General features: G+C 69.3%; 13 protein-coding genes and 2 pseudogenes. 12 read left to right on the top strand and 3 right to left on the bottom strand.

Annotated features, from left to right (window positions below):
* Window positions 1-4: 4 nt before the first annotated feature.
* From paaC to ACIBJB_RS13160, 4 genes are all read left to right on the top strand, one after another.
* Window positions 5-871, top strand: coding sequence for a 1,2-phenylacetyl-CoA epoxidase subunit PaaC (paaC, locus tag ACIBJB_RS13175; protein WP_398929696.1), 867 nt, complete (start codon window positions 5-7; stop codon window positions 869-871).
* Window positions 865-1,407, top strand: coding sequence for a 1,2-phenylacetyl-CoA epoxidase subunit PaaD (gene paaD / locus ACIBJB_RS13170; RefSeq protein WP_398929693.1), 543 nt, complete (start codon window positions 865-867; stop codon window positions 1,405-1,407). The genes paaC and paaD overlap by 7 nt, the downstream gene beginning before the upstream one ends.
* The gene (gene paaE / locus ACIBJB_RS13165) at window positions 1,407-2,525 is read left to right on the top strand and encodes a 1,2-phenylacetyl-CoA epoxidase subunit PaaE (RefSeq protein WP_398929691.1); all 1,119 of its coding nucleotides are present in this window, start codon (window positions 1,407-1,409) and stop codon (window positions 2,523-2,525) included. Before paaD ends, paaE begins: the two co-directional genes overlap by 1 nt.
* Before the next feature lie 232 nt (window positions 2,526-2,757).
* A complete protein-coding gene (locus ACIBJB_RS13160) occupies window positions 2,758-3,900 on the top strand; it encodes a hypothetical protein (RefSeq protein WP_398929689.1) in 1,143 nt (380 codons plus the stop codon).
* On the opposite strand, the gene ACIBJB_RS13155 is transcribed toward ACIBJB_RS13160, so the two are convergent.
* Window positions 3,860-5,434: an ABC transporter substrate-binding protein gene (locus ACIBJB_RS13155; protein WP_398929687.1), complete on the bottom strand. Its 1,575-nt coding sequence runs from the start codon at window positions 5,432-5,434 to the stop codon at window positions 3,860-3,862. The genes ACIBJB_RS13160 and ACIBJB_RS13155 overlap by 41 nt on opposite strands.
* Before the next feature lie 696 nt (window positions 5,435-6,130).
* A pseudogene (locus ACIBJB_RS13150) lies at window positions 6,131-7,312 on the bottom strand (RNA-guided endonuclease InsQ/TnpB family protein).
* A gap of 173 nt (window positions 7,313-7,485) precedes the next feature.
* On the opposite strand from ACIBJB_RS13150, the gene ACIBJB_RS13145 reads away from it, so the two are divergent.
* From ACIBJB_RS13145 to ACIBJB_RS13110, 8 genes and pseudogenes are all read left to right on the top strand, one after another.
* Window positions 7,486-8,376, top strand: a complete 891-nt coding sequence (locus tag ACIBJB_RS13145) for an aminoglycoside phosphotransferase family protein (protein ID WP_398929685.1) — start codon at window positions 7,486-7,488, stop codon at window positions 8,374-8,376.
* Window positions 8,377-8,520: 144 nt separating this feature from the next.
* A complete protein-coding gene (locus tag ACIBJB_RS13140; protein WP_398929683.1) occupies window positions 8,521-8,979 on the top strand; it encodes an SRPBCC domain-containing protein in 459 nt (152 codons plus the stop codon).
* On the top strand, window positions 8,976-9,320 hold the full coding sequence (locus ACIBJB_RS13135) for an ArsR/SmtB family transcription factor (protein WP_398929681.1): 345 nt from the start codon (window positions 8,976-8,978) through the stop codon (window positions 9,318-9,320). The genes ACIBJB_RS13140 and ACIBJB_RS13135 overlap by 4 nt, the downstream gene beginning before the upstream one ends.
* A gap of 455 nt (window positions 9,321-9,775) precedes the next feature.
* Complete coding sequence (locus tag ACIBJB_RS13130) at window positions 9,776-10,522, top strand: phosphotransferase family protein (protein WP_398929679.1); 747 nt, start codon at window positions 9,776-9,778, stop codon at window positions 10,520-10,522.
* Between the two features lie 72 nt (window positions 10,523-10,594).
* Window positions 10,595-10,945: pseudogene (locus tag ACIBJB_RS13125) on the top strand (helix-turn-helix domain-containing protein); the annotation flags it as partial.
* 239 nt (window positions 10,946-11,184) lie between these two features.
* Window positions 11,185-11,484 (top strand): transposase, encoded by a 300-nt coding sequence (locus tag ACIBJB_RS13120; RefSeq protein WP_398929677.1) that lies wholly within the window; start codon window positions 11,185-11,187, stop codon window positions 11,482-11,484.
* A gap of 57 nt (window positions 11,485-11,541) precedes the next feature.
* Window positions 11,542-12,408 carry a GNAT family N-acetyltransferase gene (locus tag ACIBJB_RS13115; protein WP_398929675.1) on the top strand — a complete coding sequence of 289 codons (867 nt, stop codon included), beginning with the start codon at window positions 11,542-11,544 and terminating at the stop codon, window positions 12,406-12,408.
* Window positions 12,409-12,796: 388 nt separating this feature from the next.
* A complete protein-coding gene (locus ACIBJB_RS13110; protein ID WP_398929673.1) occupies window positions 12,797-13,717 on the top strand; it encodes an NAD-dependent protein deacetylase in 921 nt (306 codons plus the stop codon).
* A gap of 293 nt (window positions 13,718-14,010) precedes the next feature.
* On the opposite strand, the gene ACIBJB_RS13105 is transcribed toward ACIBJB_RS13110, so the two are convergent.
* Window positions 14,011-16,275 carry a M4 family metallopeptidase gene (locus ACIBJB_RS13105; RefSeq protein WP_398929671.1) on the bottom strand — a complete coding sequence of 755 codons (2,265 nt, stop codon included), beginning with the start codon at window positions 16,273-16,275 and terminating at the stop codon, window positions 14,011-14,013.
* Window positions 16,276-16,888: the final 613 nt, after the last annotated feature.

Here is a 16,888-nt window from a genome sequence, read left to right as displayed (position 1 = left end):
GCGCATGAGTGACGAGGACCTGTACGTCGACGCCGACAACGCCCGTTGGGCGTTCGGTACGGGCTTCACCGACCCGCTGCACGGTGTCGACCAGGCGGTACCGGACGGTGTCGACGCGACGGACCTGGTCGTCTGCTGTCTGGCGCTGGGCGATGACGCCCTGGTGTCCGCCCAGCGGCTCGCCGAATGGTGCACCCGCGCCCCGGAGTTGGAGGAGGAACTGGCCCTGGCCAACATCGGCCTGGACCTGCTCGGCCAGGCCCGTCTGCTGTACGCCCGAGCCGGCCAGGCCGACGGCACCGGCCGAGGCGAGGACGCGTACGCCTACTTCCGCGACCCGGACGACTTCCGCAACGTACGGCTTGCCGAACTGCCGTGCGGTGACTTCGCGTTCACCGTCACCCGCCTGCTGGTGATGTCCGCCTGGCGGCTGGCCCTGTGCGAGGCACTGACAGCCGCACCCGACCCCGTGCTGGCCGCCGTAGCCGCGAAGAGCGTCAAGGAGCTGGCCTACCACCGCCATTACGCCGCCGAATGGACGGTGCGTCTCGGTGACGGCACCAGTGATTCGCGGGCCCGCATCGAAGCCGCCCTGGGCGACATCTCCCCCTGGCTGGACGAACTGATGACCGACCGCACCGCGGTGCGCCTCGGCGTAGACCCGGCCACCGTCGCCGACCGGACCCGACGCGAACTGTCCGACGTGCTCGCCCGGGCCGGACTGCACCGGTCCGGGGCGACGCGGCGCGACGACATGTTCGCGTCCGGCGTCCCGGGCTCCGGCCGAAACGGAGACCACACCGAACATCTGGCGCTCCTGCTCACCGAACTGCAGAGCGTCGCCCGCGCCCACCCGGACGCGACATGGTGACCGCGTCGGAGCGGGCGGAGCAGCGCGGGGAACGGGCCCAACGCGCCCGGGACATCGCCGCAGGCGTCCCGGATCCCGAACTGCCGATGCTGACGCTCTCCGACCTCGGGGTGCTCCGTGACATCGAGGTGGAAGACGACGGAAGCGTCGTCGTGCAACTCACCCCGACGTACGCGGGCTGCCCCGCCATGGCGGAGATGCGCGCCGAGGTCGCCACCCGGCTGCGCACCGCCGGCTTTCCCGACGTGCGGGTGGTCACGGTGCTCGCCCCGCCCTGGACCACCGACTGGATCACCGCCGAAGGCCGCCGCAAGCTGGCGGAACACGGCATCGCGCCGCCCGGTGCGCGGCGACCCGCGGAGTCCGCGCCGACCCCGGTGTGGCTGTCCCTGACCCCGGACCCGGCAGGCGTGCCCTGTCCCCGCTGCGCCTCCGTCGACACCGAGGAGCTCTCCCGCTTCGCCGCCACCGCCTGCACCGCTCTTCGGCGCTGCCGCGCCTGCCTGGAGCCTTTCCCGCACGTCAAGGACCTCTGATGACCGATCCCGCACCCTCCGCTGCCGTACGGGCCCGCCGCCGTCCGGCTTTCCACGCTCTGCGCGTGGCTTCCGTGGAGCCGCTGTGCTCCGACGCCGCCGCCCTCACCCTCGACATTCCGGACCATCTGGCCGACGAGTTCGCCTTCCTCCCCGGCCAATGCCTCACCCTTCGCCGGGAGATCGACGGACGCGACGAGCGCCGTTCGTACTCCATCTGCTCACCGGCCGGAACACCGCCGCGCATCGGCGTGCGCGTCGTACCGGAGGGGCTCTTCTCCTCCTGGCTCGTCCACGACGTGCGCCCCGGCGACACCCTTCACGTCATGGGCCCGGCCGGCGCCTTCACTCCCGATCTCAGCGATGCCGGTCCCCTGGGCCACCATGTGCTCATCGCCGCCGGATCCGGCGTCACACCCATGCTCTCCATAGCCGCGTCCGTCCTGTGCGCGGACGAGGCCTCACGCATCACACTGATCTACGGCAACCGGCGCACCGGCACCGTGATGTTCGCGGACGAACTCGCCGACCTCAAGGACCAGCACCCGGCCCGCTTCCAGCTCGCCCACGTCCTGTCCCGCGAGCCGCGCGAAGCCGAACTGCTCTCCGGTCGCCTCGACACCGTCCGGCTCACGGCACTGCTCGACGCCCTCGTCGACTTCCGTGACGTCGACCACTGGTGGCTGTGCGGCCCGCACGGCATGGTTCGCGAGGCCTGCGAGACCCTCTCCGGCCTCGGCGTCCCGGCCGACCGTCTCCACAAGGAACTGTTCCACGCGGAGGACGAACCGCCCGCCCCGTCGTCGGCGGCCGATCGTGACAGCGCTGCGGGCGGCGACCCGAAGAGCGAGATCACCGTGGTGCTCGACGGCCGGGCCACCGCATTCTCCGCCCCACGCGACCGCACCGTCCTCGACAGTGCCCAACAGGCGCGCCCCGACCTGCCGTTCGCGTGCAAGGGCGGTGTCTGCGGCACCTGCCGCGCCCTCGTCACCCACGGTGACGCCGACATGCGCCGCAACTACGCGCTGGAACCCGCCGAAGTGTCCGCCGGCTACGTCCTCACCTGCCAGACCTTCGCGGTCTCCGACAGGCTCACCGTCGACTTCGACAGCTGAGACGTGGCCGGGTGAACCTACGTATTCGATTGCGTAGTTCTCCTGGTCCCTCCGGAAGTCAGCGTTGGGAGACTCGCCCCATGAGCTTCCTGAGCTTCCTGACGGAGCCGTGGTGTCACGCCGGGGAGCGAAGGCTGTCCAGTCAATTGAGCCCAGCTGAACGTTGGAGAGTCCCGAAACAGCCGCGGCGATCGCGCACAGGCACCATGACGACATCGGTGAATCCTTTGCCTTGGCCCAGGCCGCCCTCGCCCACCTGTTCACAGGTGACCAGGCGACCGCGCGGGCAACGACGACCAGAGCGGCCGAACTCATCGACGTCGCCTCCGACGCCACCCTCCTGACCAACTTGGAGGCAGCGTTCCAGTTGGGTATGGCAGAAGGGATGCTGGGACGGCTGGTCGACGCGGAACGCCACCTCACGCGCGGCGCGGCCCTGTCCAAGAGCACGGGGCAGACGTACATCCACCCGCAGATTCTCACCGTGTTGGCGAACGCCCAGCTGCGCTCGGGGAACCTGCGCCGCGCGCTGGCGACCCTGGACGAAACCGCCCGCCACATCGAGCAAGTCGGCAACCCCGCCACTGAAGTGATCAGCGCGATGGTGCGGGCCGAGACCCTCTACTGGCGAAACAGCCCCGGTGATCTGCAGGACGCGGTCGCGACGGCGGAACACGCCGCGGCGATCGCCGGCGACACACCGACCGCGTGGGCGGTCACCGTCCGCTGCTTCCACGCCGAATTCGTCCTGCTCACCGGCGACACGGCACGCGCCCGATCGCTCCTGCTGGACGCCGCGGGCGGAACCCACCTGCCCAAGCTCACCACATGGCGCAGACCACGCTGGTGCGACACCTTGGCACAGGCGGCGTTCACCGAAGGCGACCACGCGTCGGTCCACCACTGGGCACAACTCGCCGAGACCTGCCTCGAACAGCTTCCCTCCACCAGCCGACAGGGTTTCGCCCTGCGTGCGCGTATGCGGGCCCACGCTCTGGGCGGCGCGACGGAGCGGGCGGTGCGCAGTGCGAAGGAGGCGATCACCGCCTTTTCGGACAGCGACGAGCGCATCGAGGTCTGCCGTACGCTGCTCACGGCCGCCGAGTTGTCCCTGCACGTGGGGCGTACCCATGAGGTGGCCAACTGGCTGGACCATGCCGGAATCCTGGCGGACCAGTGCGGTTCTGCACGTCTGACCGAGGCGGTCGTCCACCAGCGCGACAGGCTCGCCGCCGCGGCGACCGTCCCTGACGCGTCGGCGTCTCTCACGGCCCGGGAACGAGAGATAGCCGACCTGGTCAGCACCGGACCGCCCAGCACGGCAGTGAGCTCGTTCACCAACTGGCCTTGCGGTGCAGCTCCCACATCATCATGATCGTCGAGGGGTCGAGCGCCTGTTCGCCGCCGGAGATGTCGTCGCCGGCCGCGATGTACTGGCGTCCCTGCCAGAGCGGGATCAGGCGGGCGTCGTCGACGAGGATCTGCTGGGCCTTCTCGAAGTCCGCGACGGCCTCGCCGCGATCGTTCTCGGCGCGCGCCTCGGCCAGCAGCTTGCCGGTGATCACAGGTGACAGGTAAGGCGTACCGAGGGTGTTGTGGTCGCCGACGAAGGGGGCGATGAAGTTGTCGGCGTCGGGGAAGTCGGGGAACCAACCGCGCCCGAACACCGGGTACTCGCCCTTCTGGTAACCGACGACGTATGTCTTCCACGGCCGGCTCTTGAGGGTGATGGCGAACAGGCCGGAGCCGTCCAGTTGCCGCTTGAGCTCCTGGAACTCCTTCACGGTCTCCGAGCCGTAGCGGTCAGTCGTGTACCAGAAAGTGAGCGGGACCCGCTGGGTGATGCCGGCGTCAGCAAGGGTCCGGCGGGCTTTGGAGGTACTGGGATCGCCGTATGTGTCGAAGTAGCCGGGGGTGTGACCGGTCAGCCCGGCCGGGACCATGGAGTAGAGCGGGTCGACGGTGCCCTGGTAGACCTTGAAGGTGATGGCGGGACGGTCTATGACCTGGGCAACGGCCCTGCGTACGGCCGGAATCCCGGCCCATCGGTCCTTGGGGTTGAACACCAGATAGTTGATGTCGACACCGGCACCGTCGATCAGTTGCTGGTCGGAGGAGTTGTACGCCTGCAGGGCAACGATGTCGGACGCGGCAAGACCGCGGTACGTGACATCGATCGCCCCGGACCGCAGGGCCTTGACCATCGTGGCCGAATCAGGGAAGTAGCGGATGGTCACTGCGTTGTTCTGCCGGTCGGCGAAGCCCTGGTAGTTGTCGTTGCGGACGAGTTCGGCCTGCTTGCCGTCCTCGTAGGACTTGAGCGTGTACGGCCCGGAGCCGTACACCGACTTGTCCCTGCGGAGCGACCTGGCGGGGTAGTCGTCGGGGTCGACGATCGACATGGCCGGGGTGGCGAGGACGAACGGGAAGGTGGCGTCGGCCTGGTTGAGGTGGAAGACCACCTCGCGGTCGCCGAGCGCCTGCACCCGGTCGAGGCTGCCGAGCAGTCCGGCCGGGCCGCCGGGCGCGTCGATGGTCCGGATCCGGTCGATGGAGTACTTGACGGCCCGTGCGTCGAGTGTCGCGCCGCCGGTGAACTTCAGGCCGTGGCGCAGTTCGCAGCGGTAGGTGCGGTTGGCGGAGTCCGTGAAGGCGCAGCTCTCGGCGGCGTCGGGTTGCGGGGTGGTGGCGCCGTTCGGGTAGGCGAGGAGCGTCTGGTAGATGTTCCGGAACAGCTCCCAGGAGCCGTCCCAGGACCCGGCGGGATCGAGGGTGCTCGGGGCGCTGGTCGTCCCGACGACGATCGGCCCGCCGGCCCCCGCGCTGCCGGAGAAAACGCCGCATCCTGCCACCAGGGACATGGCTGCGACAGCGGCCGCTCTTCGCAGGAATCGGTTCTGGTTGAACACACGCACACTCCTCGATCCGCCGTCCGAATTTCGGCAGAAACGTACGGAGTGCTGCCCCGACCAGAACCATCCCGAAAGCGCGTTGTTGCCCAAATGTTCTATGCCGACGTTGTCGTCCCGGTGTGTCCGCCCCCATGTGACCGACGAAGCGCCCTCTCGATCGCCCCTGTGACGATTCCGTGATCGCCGACACCGTCCACGGACGCACGAGGCGTAGGCGGCGACCCCGGCGACGGCACAGCTCAGCACCAGGCCCCCACGGGCACAAAGGAACTGTCCTGCCGGAACGGATCCGGAACCTGTGAGTCTGCCGGGTCCGCAACCGTGGTGCGGACGCTTCTGCGCAGGCGGATGCCGGTGATGAGAACGTCCGTACGACGCGGGCGAACCTCTTGTCGTTGACCGGCAAGCCCTTCGCGCGCAGCCGCACACCGGGCTCGCCGGGCTCCCAGGTCGTACCGTCCGCGACGAAGGCGCCGGGTGAGGCTGGTGATGCAGCTCGGTGTTCTGCCGGGTGCATAGGGATGGGTGCGGCTTTTAGGCCGAAGGGCCCGGGTGCACTGCCGAGCTTGTGCCATGCTCCGCATGATCTAGAACGGCGCCATCTCCTGATCTGCAGCTCTCAGACGCCAAATTGGTGATGCTGGAGGAATCACAGCGTGATGATCCGAGAGCGAAACCGCTCCGGCTGCCGCCTCAGTACTGTGACTGCTTCACCGACGACTGCCCCGTCCGGGAGGACTCCCGTTGAGGTCTTACACCGTCTCCACAGGCAGACGCCGCCAGCACGGCGGCCAGGATGTTGCGTGCCGCGTTCACGTCGCGGTCATGCACGGTGCCGCAGTCGCAGGTCCATGCGCGGACGGTCAGCGGCAGCTTCGCCGCGACCATGCCGCAGGCCCCGCACAGCTTGCTGCTGGGAAAGAAGCGGTCGATCACGACGAGTTCGCGCCCGTACCAGGCGCACTTGCACTCCAGCGGGGAACGCAGTTGCGTCCACGACGCGTCACTGATGGCGCGTGCGAGCTTGCCGTTCTTCAACAGGTTGCGGACACTCAGGTCCTCGATCACGACCGTTTGGTTCTCACGGACGAGTCGAGTCGACAGCTTGTGCAGGAAGTCGCGGCGCCGGTCGGCGATCCGCGCATGGACGCGGGCGACCTTGCGGCGGGCTTTCTCGCGGTTCGCCGAGTCCTTCGCCTTGCGGGACTGCTCCCGCTGCGCGCGGGCCAGCCGCGCGCGATCCCGCCGCTCATGCTTCGGTTGGCGACCTTCTCCCCGGTGGACAAAGTCACCAGGGAAGTGATCCCGGCATCCAGGCCGATCGCCGCTGCGGTGGCGGGGGCCGGGGCGATGCTGTCCTCGCACAGCAAGGACACGAACCAGCGACCCGCCGCGTCGCGGGACAGGGGCACCGTGGTCGGCTCCGTCCCCTCGGGCAGCGGACGCGACCAGCGGATGTCCAAGGGCTCCGCCATCTTCGCCAGAGTCAGGTGCCCCTCGCGCCAGGTGAAAGGTGCTGCGCGTGTACTCGGCCGACGCCCGCGACTTCTTCCGGGACTTGTAGCGCGGGTACTTCGCACGCTTGGCGAAGAAGTTCCCGAACGCCGTCTGAAGATGACGCAGCGCCTGCTGCAGCGGGACCGAGGACACCCCCGCCAGGAAGGCCAGGTCCTCGCTCTTCTTCCACTGCGTCAGCGCGGCCGAGGACTGCACGTCGGAGATGCGGCGCTGCTCGCCGTACCAGGCCCGGGTGCGTTCCTCCAGCGCCATGTTGCAGACGAGGCGGACACAGCCGAACGTGCGCGACAGCTCAGCCGCCTGCGCGTCCGTGGGGTAAAAGCGGTATCTGAACGCCCGCTTGACCTGCCGCGCCATACCTCACACCTATCAGCCTCTGTGTGAGCGGCGGATGTCGGCCGGTGGACGGCGCACGCCGGTCCGCCCTGGCGACGAACCGGCTTTCCCTGCCCTGCTCCGCAGGAGCTTCGTTTCCCCCCCCCGCAAGCGGGAGGTACCCCCGGCCGGGGTATCCAAGAAGGAAGGCCCCGATGACCGATACCGAGATCACCGCAGACCTCGTGCGCGACCTGCTGCAAGAACAACATCCAGATCTTGCGGGGCTGGCCATCCGCGAGGTGGCGGGCGGTTGGGGCAACCAAATGTGGCGCCTCGGTGACGAGTTGGCCGTGCGCATGCAGCGCATGGACCCCACCCCGGAGCTCCAGCTCAAGGAGCGGCGGTGGCTCCCCGTGCTGGCCCCACGCCTGCCGCTCCCGGTACCGACCCCGGTGCGGTCCGGTGAGCCGTCCGAGCGCTTCCCCAAGCACTGGACCGTGATGACGTGGGTCGACGGCGAGCCGCTGGACCGCGGCTCGATCAGCCGCGGCGACCACGCGGCCGACACACTGGCGGGCTTCCTCCGGGCGCTCCACGTGGAGGCGCCCGCCGAGGCGCCGATCAGCTCGGACTTCGGGGCTCACCCCAAGAAGTGCACCGACGGCTTCGACAACTTCTTCAAGGCCGTTGCTCCCGACGACATCGCTGCCGATGTCCGGGCCGTCTGGAACGATGCCGTCGCGGCTCCCGAGTGGGATGGTCCGCCGGTGTGGGTGCACGGCGATCTCCATCCCGCGAACGTCGTCGTCTCGGACGGAACGCTGTCGGGCATCGTCGACTTCGGTGCCATGTTCGCCGGCGATCCGGCATGGGACCTCGCCGCCGCATGGGTGCTGCTGCCGACGGGCAGCGCCTCACGGTTCTTTGACACGTACGCACTTGCGGACGAGGCGGCGATCCGGCGCGCCCGCGGCCTGGCCGCGATGAAGTGCCTCTTCCTGATGCTCATGGGGCAGAACGGCGACCGGGGCCTTCCCGGTGGGAAGCCGAACTGGGGACCTGTAGGCCGAGCGGCACTTGATCGTGTCCTGCAGGGCGTTTAGAACTCCTTACGGAATGAGTACTCGGCGTTCGTCGCGTGACGGGGCGGCCCGGCGGTCACCCAACTATATGCAACCATCGTGTTGCGCTTCAGCCTCCGGATGTGCAACCTTTAGGTAGCACATCCGGATGAGGTGAGGTTGCTCATGATCCCCAACGCGATCGAACGCACCGTCGTCATCAATGCGTCGAGGGAACGGGTCTGGTCCGTTCTGACAGAACCCCTTTTCCTCGGCCGCTGGTTCGGCAGCGGAGAGCCGGTCAAGATCGACCTGCACCCCGGCGGTCTTCTCGTCTTCGATCACGGCATCCATGGCGTCATTCCCGCCCGCATTCAGAGGGTCGAACCACTCCGCGTCCTGTCCTGGCGGTGGTCCCAGGGTGCCGCCGGCGAAGAGCCGGACGACACCAACGCCACCCTGGTCGAGTTCACCCTGACCGCGGGCGACTCCCTGGGAGGCACCCGGCTCACCATGGTCGAGAGCGGTTTTGCGGACCTCGTGCTGCCCACCGACGAAGCCGCCGACCGGCACCGCGCCAACAGCCAGAACTGGCCCGGCAAGCTCGACCAACTCCGCGCGGACTGCGAACAGACCACGGCATGACCCGCACCACCGAGGGTGAGCTGGCCCCCCAGGATGTATTGGTGGCTTTGGCCGACCCGATCCGCCGCGAGGTGCTGGCCACCCTCGCCCGCGACGGCAGCGCGACCTCGACATCCCTGGCAGCCGGCCTCCCCGTCACCCGCCAGGCGGTGGCGAAACACTTGGCTGTCCTCGACCGCGCCGGACTGGTACACGCCCGCCAAGCCGGACGGGAGGTGCGCTACGAAGCCGACCTGCAACCACTGAAGCGGACAGCACGGTGGATGGACGCCCTCGCCGCCCAGTGGGAAACCCGCCTCAACGCGATCAAGGAGCTGGCCGAGGAGGCCACTGGGCCCTGAACGCCCGCGACGCCGCCAGCTCCATAAGGCCCATCGCAGTACGGAGTCCTCGCCGGTTCATTCCCGCCACTGGTATTGGTCACCCGCTACCTGAACTGCTAACTCAGCGTGGCTGCACAACAGAAGTGGAGTCAGAACCGGTTCTCATGAGCAGAGCGCGTGGTCTACAAGGCACACGTGACTTTGCGTACGGCCTGGCGGGCGCAGCCGGGGGAGGACCGGCGTCCGCGAGGACGTCGACCAGGGGCATCCTTTCAGGGTCGGGGCCGCCGATGTGACCGTTGGGGATCCACAGCACCTGGCCTCTTGGGACTCCCACCGGAAGTGGTGGGCTCGACCTGGTCAGAGGTCGGTGTCATGCACGAAGCCGCCGGGCAGCGGGACGCGGTCAACCGCGTCATCGCACGCGACAAACCCGGTGCCGTCGGCGATCATCCCCGGGATACTGGTCGCCCATGGATGAGGTCAAAGTCGTGGTCGCCCATGCCGAGCGCGCGACGCTGCGCGTCGGCGACGTGTTCTTGAAGGTGGACGCCGATCAGACGCGCATCGACGTAGAGGTCGAGGCGATGGCCCTCGCGCCGGTACCGACCCCGCAGGTCCTGTGGCGCAAGCCGCCCGTGCTCGCGATTGCCGCGGTCCCGGGGACGGCGCTCGGCCGCCTGGGCGAGCCGTCGACCGCGTCGCCGGCGGCATGGGCCGCGGCGGGCGCCGCCATCCGAAAGCTGCACGACGCACCGTTGCCGCCCTGGCGCGGCCGGCGCCGCCGGGATCCCGACGAGTTGGCGGCGGAACTCGACGTCGAGTGCGAGTTGCTCGTGAAGAACGGCGTCCTGCCCGCCGGCCTGGTCAGCCGCAACCGCCAGGTCGCCGAGGCCGCGCTCCGGCCGTGGACTCCAGCGTTCACGCACGGCGACCTGCAGATCGATCACGTCTTCGTCGACGGCGGCGAGGTCACCGGCATCATCGACTGGTCCGAGGCGGGCCCGGGTGATGCCCTGTTCGACCTCGCCACCTTCACGCTCGGACACGAGGAACACCTCGACGACGTCATCGCCGGCTACGGCACCGACATCGACCTCGACGAGATCCGCGCGTGGTGGTCGCTGCGAAGCCTGCTGGGAGTTCGCTGGCTGATCGAGCACGGCTTCGACCCCTTCGCGCCGGGATGTGAGGTCGACGTCCTGAGATCTCGGATGTGAGGCTGCGCGGGCCCGACTGCTCCTACAGTCCCTACAGCTGGCTTACGGCCATTGGCCCAGTACGCCGTTGGTATGCGCGACGGGGGCTGGCTGACGGCGAAGGGCCGTCGGTGCCGTGAGGCGGTGCGGCTGGAGGCCGCCGGGTTGTTCGCTGAAGGGGTCGTCCCGCCAGAGGTCGCCCGCCGGTTGCGGGTCAGCTCGAAGTCGGCTTGCCAGTGGCAGCAGGCTTGGCGGGAGGGCGGGGCCGACGCGTTGACCTCCGGGGCGCGAGCGAGCAGCGCTGCCGGCTGTCGCCGCAGTGTCGGGAGAAGCGGGCCGGCTACCGGAGAGGGGCCGGCCGCGCATGGCTGGGGCCAGGACCAGGTGTGGACCGGGGTGCGATTGGTGACGCTGAGCGGCAGGAAGTGCCACGTCTCCTACAGCCTCTCGGGCACGACGAGGCTCAGGCGCCGGATTGGTCTCACGCCGCGGACCCCCCAGCCCGCAGGGCCGCGAAACGCAACGAGAAGGCCGCCACCTCCTGGAAGGAGGCGACATGGACGGAGGAAGAACCACCCGGGCGGCCTGCGGCGGCTGGATCTGCTTCGAGGGCGAGGCGGGGTTCACCCGCAGGCTGCCGACCGGACGTACCTGGGGAACGGCGCGGCACTAAGACGCCGATCGTGCTCGTGCGGGACCTCCTGAACACCCACGCCTCCCACAAGACGTGCGACCTGATCGACGCACGCGCCTGGCTGCGGGTGCTCACCCTGCCCGCCTACGCACCCGAGCTAAACGTGGTCGACTACCCGTGGGCCCACGTGAAACACCGCCTCGCGCACCTCACCGGCGTTGCCCTCGACCGACTCGCCGCGCTCGTACGCAACCGACTCACGCGCCTCCCATACCGCCCCGACGCCCTCGACGGAGCATCCTCACCGGGACCGGACTCGCCATCGAGCTCCCGCCCCCCATCGCCCTGAAGCGCTTGGTCAGTTAATCGGTTGCACGCCATCAAGGCGGGATGTCTGATCCCGGCTATGACGATTGTGCTGAGGACGCCGACGGCCGACGGAGTGCGCGAGGCCATTGCGGCGCTTCGGGAGTGGCAGCACGACGAAGCGCCGATGCAGCTGCATCCCGGGGACGTCGGCTGGAACTACCGGTTCGGAACGGCCGAGACTGCCGCGGCGGCACGGACCTGGAGCCGGAACGGACGGATCCTCGCCGTCGGCATGCTGGATACGCCGACGCTGGTGCGGATGACGGTCGCTCCCGACGCCTTCCAGGACGAGGACTTGGCGCGGCGGCTCGTCGAGGATTTCTCGCTGCCCGAGCGCGGCGTGCTGCCGGAAGGAGCGGTGTCCATCGAGGCGCCGCAGGGCCTGCTGCTCCACGGTCTGTTGACCAAGGAGGGCTGGGGCATCGACGAGCCGTGGACGCCGCTCTTCCGCGACCTCGCCGAAGCGGTGGAGGACCCCGGCGTGCGGATCAGGGCGATCGGCCCGGAGCAGGCACAGGACTTCGCTGACGTCCTGCGATCCGCGTTCAACACCACGAAGCCCACGCGCGAGTACCGGCACAAGATGTCCGCGGCACCGTTCTACGCCGACGCCCGATGCCTGGGTGCCTACGACGACCAGGGCAAACCCGCGGCGGTGGTGACGGTCTGGTCGGCCGGCCCGGGAAAACCAGGACTGGTCGAGCCGATGGGCGTCCACACGGACCACCGCGGCCGCGGCTATGGCCGGGCGATCACCGTCGCCGGAGCGGCCGCACTGCGGGAGATGGGCTCGTCAAGCGCGCGTGTGTGCACGCCGAGCTCCAACGTCGGCGGCGTCGCCACGTACAAGGCAGCCGGATTCGCGGCGAGGCCGGAGATCGCCGACCGGATCCGGACGGCCTGACGTCGGAGCCTTCGGACCCTCTCACCATGCGGCAGCACCTCGTACGGCAGCCGTCCGCCGGCAGAGCCTCCTGCGGCAGCTGCACGAGGCTCTCTGCTCATGAGCACCGATTCGGCGAGCAGTTCAGCGTCGCCGAACGCGGCGATCTTGCTCCAGACCGAGGAGGCGGGAGCGAGCCGGTTGTCGCGGGGCGGGAAGGCGGCGGTCAGAGCGAGTGGGGTGACGCCTTCGCGGTGGTGGGGGTGGTGGCGCCGGCCATCTGATCTTCTGCCAGGAGCCCGCAGCAATGCCCTCCGACCTCTCCGCTGTGGGGCAATGGCCGGGTCATCCGAGTCAACGACCTGCGAAGTTCGCGGCCAGACGGGCCCGGTTTCGTACCCTGGCATGCATGCGGACGCGTCCCACACTCCACTGGACCCCTCCCCCGGGCCTGCCGCCGGGCACCTCCGACCTTCAGCCGGTGGTCGACGCGCTGAGCGCCGGCAGGGTGCTGGTGCTGAGCGGGGCGGGCATTTCCACGGAGTCGGGCATCCCCGCCTACCGGGGCGAAGGGGGAAGTCTGAGTCGGCACACGCCGATGACGTACCAGGACTTCACGGCCACCGCGCAGGCACGGCGAAGATACTGGGCACGCAGCCATCTCGGGTGGCGTACCTTCGGCCGCGCCCGTCCCAATGCCGGGCACCAGGTCGTCGCCGCGTTCGCTCGGCACGGTCTGCTCTCGGGAGTGATCACCCAGAACGTCGACGGTCTGCATCAGGCCGCCGGCAGCGAGGGGGTCGTGGAACTGCATGGGAGTCTGGCAAGGGTGCGGTGCCTGGCCTGCGACGCGCTCACCTCACGCCAGGACCTCTCCGTACGGCTGGAAGAGGCCAACGCGGTCTTCGAACCGGTGGTCGCGGGAATCAACCCCGACGGTGACGCCGACCTGTCCGACGAACAGGTCGCCGGCTTTCACGTCCTGCCGTGCGCGGACTGTGGCGGCATCCTCAAGCCCGATGTGGTGTTCTTCGGCGAGACCGTGCCCGCGCAACGGATCGAGTACTGCCGCCAGTTGGTCCGTGAGGCGAGCACACTGCTGGTTCTGGGCTCCTCGCTCACGGTGATGTCCGGACTCAGGTTCGTCCGCCAAGCCGCTCAGGCGGGCAAGCGTGTCCTGATCATCAACCGGGATCCCACCCGCGGTGACCAGCTCTCCCATACCCGCGTCAGCCTTCCGCTGGGAACCGCCCTGCACTCTGTCGCAGATGTTCTGGACCTTCCCGTCGGCGTCGTCGGCGGACGGATGGCCCCCGGGTCGCAGACCTGACAACGGCTGTAGATCCGGTCGCGCAGCAGCCGGACGTGCCGCCGACCCGCAACTGGGCCGCGGTCGACGGCGGATGCTCCGCGCGTCGACGTTCAGCGGCGCACCGGTGTCGCCTACTTGTCCATTTCACGCGCCCCGCCGTCATCCGGCACGTCAGCCCCACATGAGCGTCATTCGCCAGGGCGACCTAGTCGAGACCGAACCGGCTGGGCCTCAACACCCCTGGACGCGGGTTCCGACGCCGCCGCCCGGGTCCCGAGGGGCCCGGGCGGTGGGGTGCCGGTGGCGCCGGGTCAGGGGGTCAGCTGCCAGCGGGCGATGTATCCGACGTCGATGGACGCCCGGTCCTGTACGCGCAGCTTCCATGTGCCGTTGAGCGGTTGTGTGGAGGCGTCGACCGTGAAGGTCTGGTCGACGTTGTCGGCTGAGCCTCCGCTGCGGTTGAGCAGGGAGTAGACGGTGCCGTCGGGGCCGACGAGGTCGACGGTCAGGTCACCGCGGTAGGTGTGGACGATGTTGACGTAGACCTTGGTGGTCGCGGAGGCGTTGCCGTCGCGGCCCGTGATGGTCACAGGGGACTCCACGGCGGCCCCGTTGTCGGGGATGTCCACGCGGGAGGCGTTGGCGTAGACGTAGGCGATCTGCCAGCTGAAGGTGATCGAGGCGAAGGCGTCCGTGCTGTCTGTCACCTTGATCGTGACGTCGCCGCTGCCGAGTGTGGTCGGGGTACCGCTGATGAGACCGCTCGGGCTGATGGTCAGACCGTCCGGCAGGCCGGTGGCCTCGTAGGTCAGCGAGGCCCCGGTGTTGGTGGTGTAGGCGTCCAACTGCAGGCTGACGACCTGGTTGACTCCGCTGATCTGGTCCGCCACCGGCGCGACGTTCACGCCGAGGGCGATGCGGTTGCCGACGTTGATCGCGGCCCAGGCGTCGGCGACGGCGAGGTAGGTCGGGCTGTAGGAGCCGAACAGGTCGGAGGCGGCCGCCAGGGTGGCGGTGCGGGCGCCCGCATAGTTCGTTGTCGAGGTCATGTACGTCGTCAGCGCCCGGTACCAGATCGCGGCCGCGTTCTCGATGCCGATGCCGCTGACGGCCTGACCGTCGTAGGTCGGGCTGTCGTACGAGACACCGTTGACGGTCTTGGCGCCGCTGCCCTCGGAGAGCAGGTAGAAGAAGTGGTTCGCCGGCCCGGAGGAGTAGTGGACGTCGACACTGCCCAGGGTGGAGCTCCAACTGTCGCGCGAAGAGCCGTCCTTGGAGGGCTTGTCCATGTAACGGAGGGGGGTGCCGTCGCCGTTGATGTCGATCTTCTCGCCGACGAGGTAGTCACCGGGGTCGGCTGCGAGGTTGGAGTGGAACTCGACGGCCGCCGCGAAGATGTCGGAGGTCGCCTCGTTCAGGCCGCCGGACTCGCCGGAGTAGACCAGGCCCGCGGTGGCGGCGGTGACGCCGTGGCTCATCTCGTGGGCGGCCACGTCGAGCGCGGTGAGCGGGTGGGTGTTGCCCGAGCCGTCGCCGTACGTCATGCAGAAGCAGGAGTCCTGCCAGAAGGCGTTGACGTAGTTGCTGCCGTAGTGGGCGCGGCTGTAGGCGGCGACCCCGTCGTTGCGGATGCCGTTGCGGCCGTAGGCGTCCTTGTAGAAGTCCCAGGTGGCCGCGGCGCCGAAGGCCACGTCGACGCCCGCGGTCTGGCGGTTGGACGGCAGACCGTCGCCCCAGACATCGTTGTCGTCCGTGAACAGGGTGCCGGTGCCCGATGTGCCCTGGCCCAGGTCGTACGTCCGGTGCCCGGCGCGGTCGGGGTCCGCGAGCTGGTACGTCGACCCGGACAGGGTGGTGCCGAGCGGGACCGTGCCCACGTACTGGCCGGTGCCGGTGCCGGTGTGCACCTTCTCGGCAGCCAGGAGTTCCTTGCCGGTGGCGGCGTCGGTGACGACCTGGAGCTCGCTGGGCGTGCCGTCCTTCTGGACGCCTTCGACGACGGTTTCCCAGGCCAGCACGGGCTTGCCGGTTCCGGCCCAGACGACCAGACGGGAGGCGTCGGCCACCTTGGCGGCCCTGACGTGATCGTGTTTCGAGGCGGTGAGGGCCTTGGCGGTGGCGCCTGCGGTCGTGACCTTCGGGCTGAGCGAGGGCACCGACAGCTGCGCCGCGTTGGCCTTGGTGACGGTCGTACGGCCGCTGTTGTCGTGGACGACCAAGTCGCCGCCCAGGACGGGCAATCCGGCGTAGGTGCGCTCGTAACGGGTGTGCGTGGTGCCGTCGGCGTCCCTGATGACGTCCTTGACGACGAGCTTCTCCTTGGCGCCGAGGCCGATGCGCTGCGCGGTACCGGCCGCCTCGGACTGGGCGCTCCTGATCAGGGCGGTGCGGCGGGCCGGGGACAGCGGGGTCTGGGCGGCGTCGGCCCGAGGCGTGGCGGTGATCTTCGCGCGTGCCGGGTGCGCCGGTGCCGCGGTGGCGGAGTCCGGAACGGCCAGGGCGAGCAGGGAGCCCACGGCCGCCAGAGCGAGGGCGGTGAGGCGTCTCGGGCGCAGGGCGTTCTGTCGCAGGGGCAAGGGGGTTCTCCTTCGGTACGACGGCCGACCCGTGGTGGGGGCCGTGGACGAGACGGATCGGCGGGGTAGGCCGGTCCGGAGCGCTGCACGGCATGCGGGTGGAAGGAGGTGGGGGGTGGAGGAAACGCGGCCGAGCCGCGTGATGAACCTGTAAGGGGGCTGTGAATTCCCGGAGCAGAGTGACACCGGCGCCGCGTTCTTGTCATGCAAGCCTCAAGCCAACGGCTTGAATTGATCACGCAGGTCAGGCAAATCGGTACACGCGGCGCCGGTTTTCGGCCTCCCGCAATCACGTGCTGCCACCCGGCACGGTCCGGCCAACGAGCCCGGAGAACACGGTTCAGAGCATAGGAGCCGTGGGACCCGATGGCCCGGACAGCGTCACAGCCGAGGCGGTCTGCCTCCTGGGCGAGCGCCAGTGGTTCGGCGTCTCCGTCTCGGCCCCAGTGGCCCAGACCCAGGCCCACGCCCAGGCCCAGTCTCATCGGGGCCACCTCAGGCGTCGGTCGGTGCGAACAGGGCGGTCCACTCGTCGGGGGTGCGCTCACGGAACGCGGCGGCCAGCGTGACCCGACCGGTTACACGTAGCGCCCGCGACAGGGAATGTCCTCGT

Origin of the sequence: Streptomyces sp. NPDC050759, from assembly GCF_044456945.1 — a bacterium.
Taxonomy (GTDB): domain Bacteria; phylum Actinomycetota; class Actinomycetes; order Streptomycetales; family Streptomycetaceae; genus Streptomyces.
Note: the sequence above shows the minus strand (reverse complement) of the source record. Positions and strands in the feature narration are given on the sequence as shown.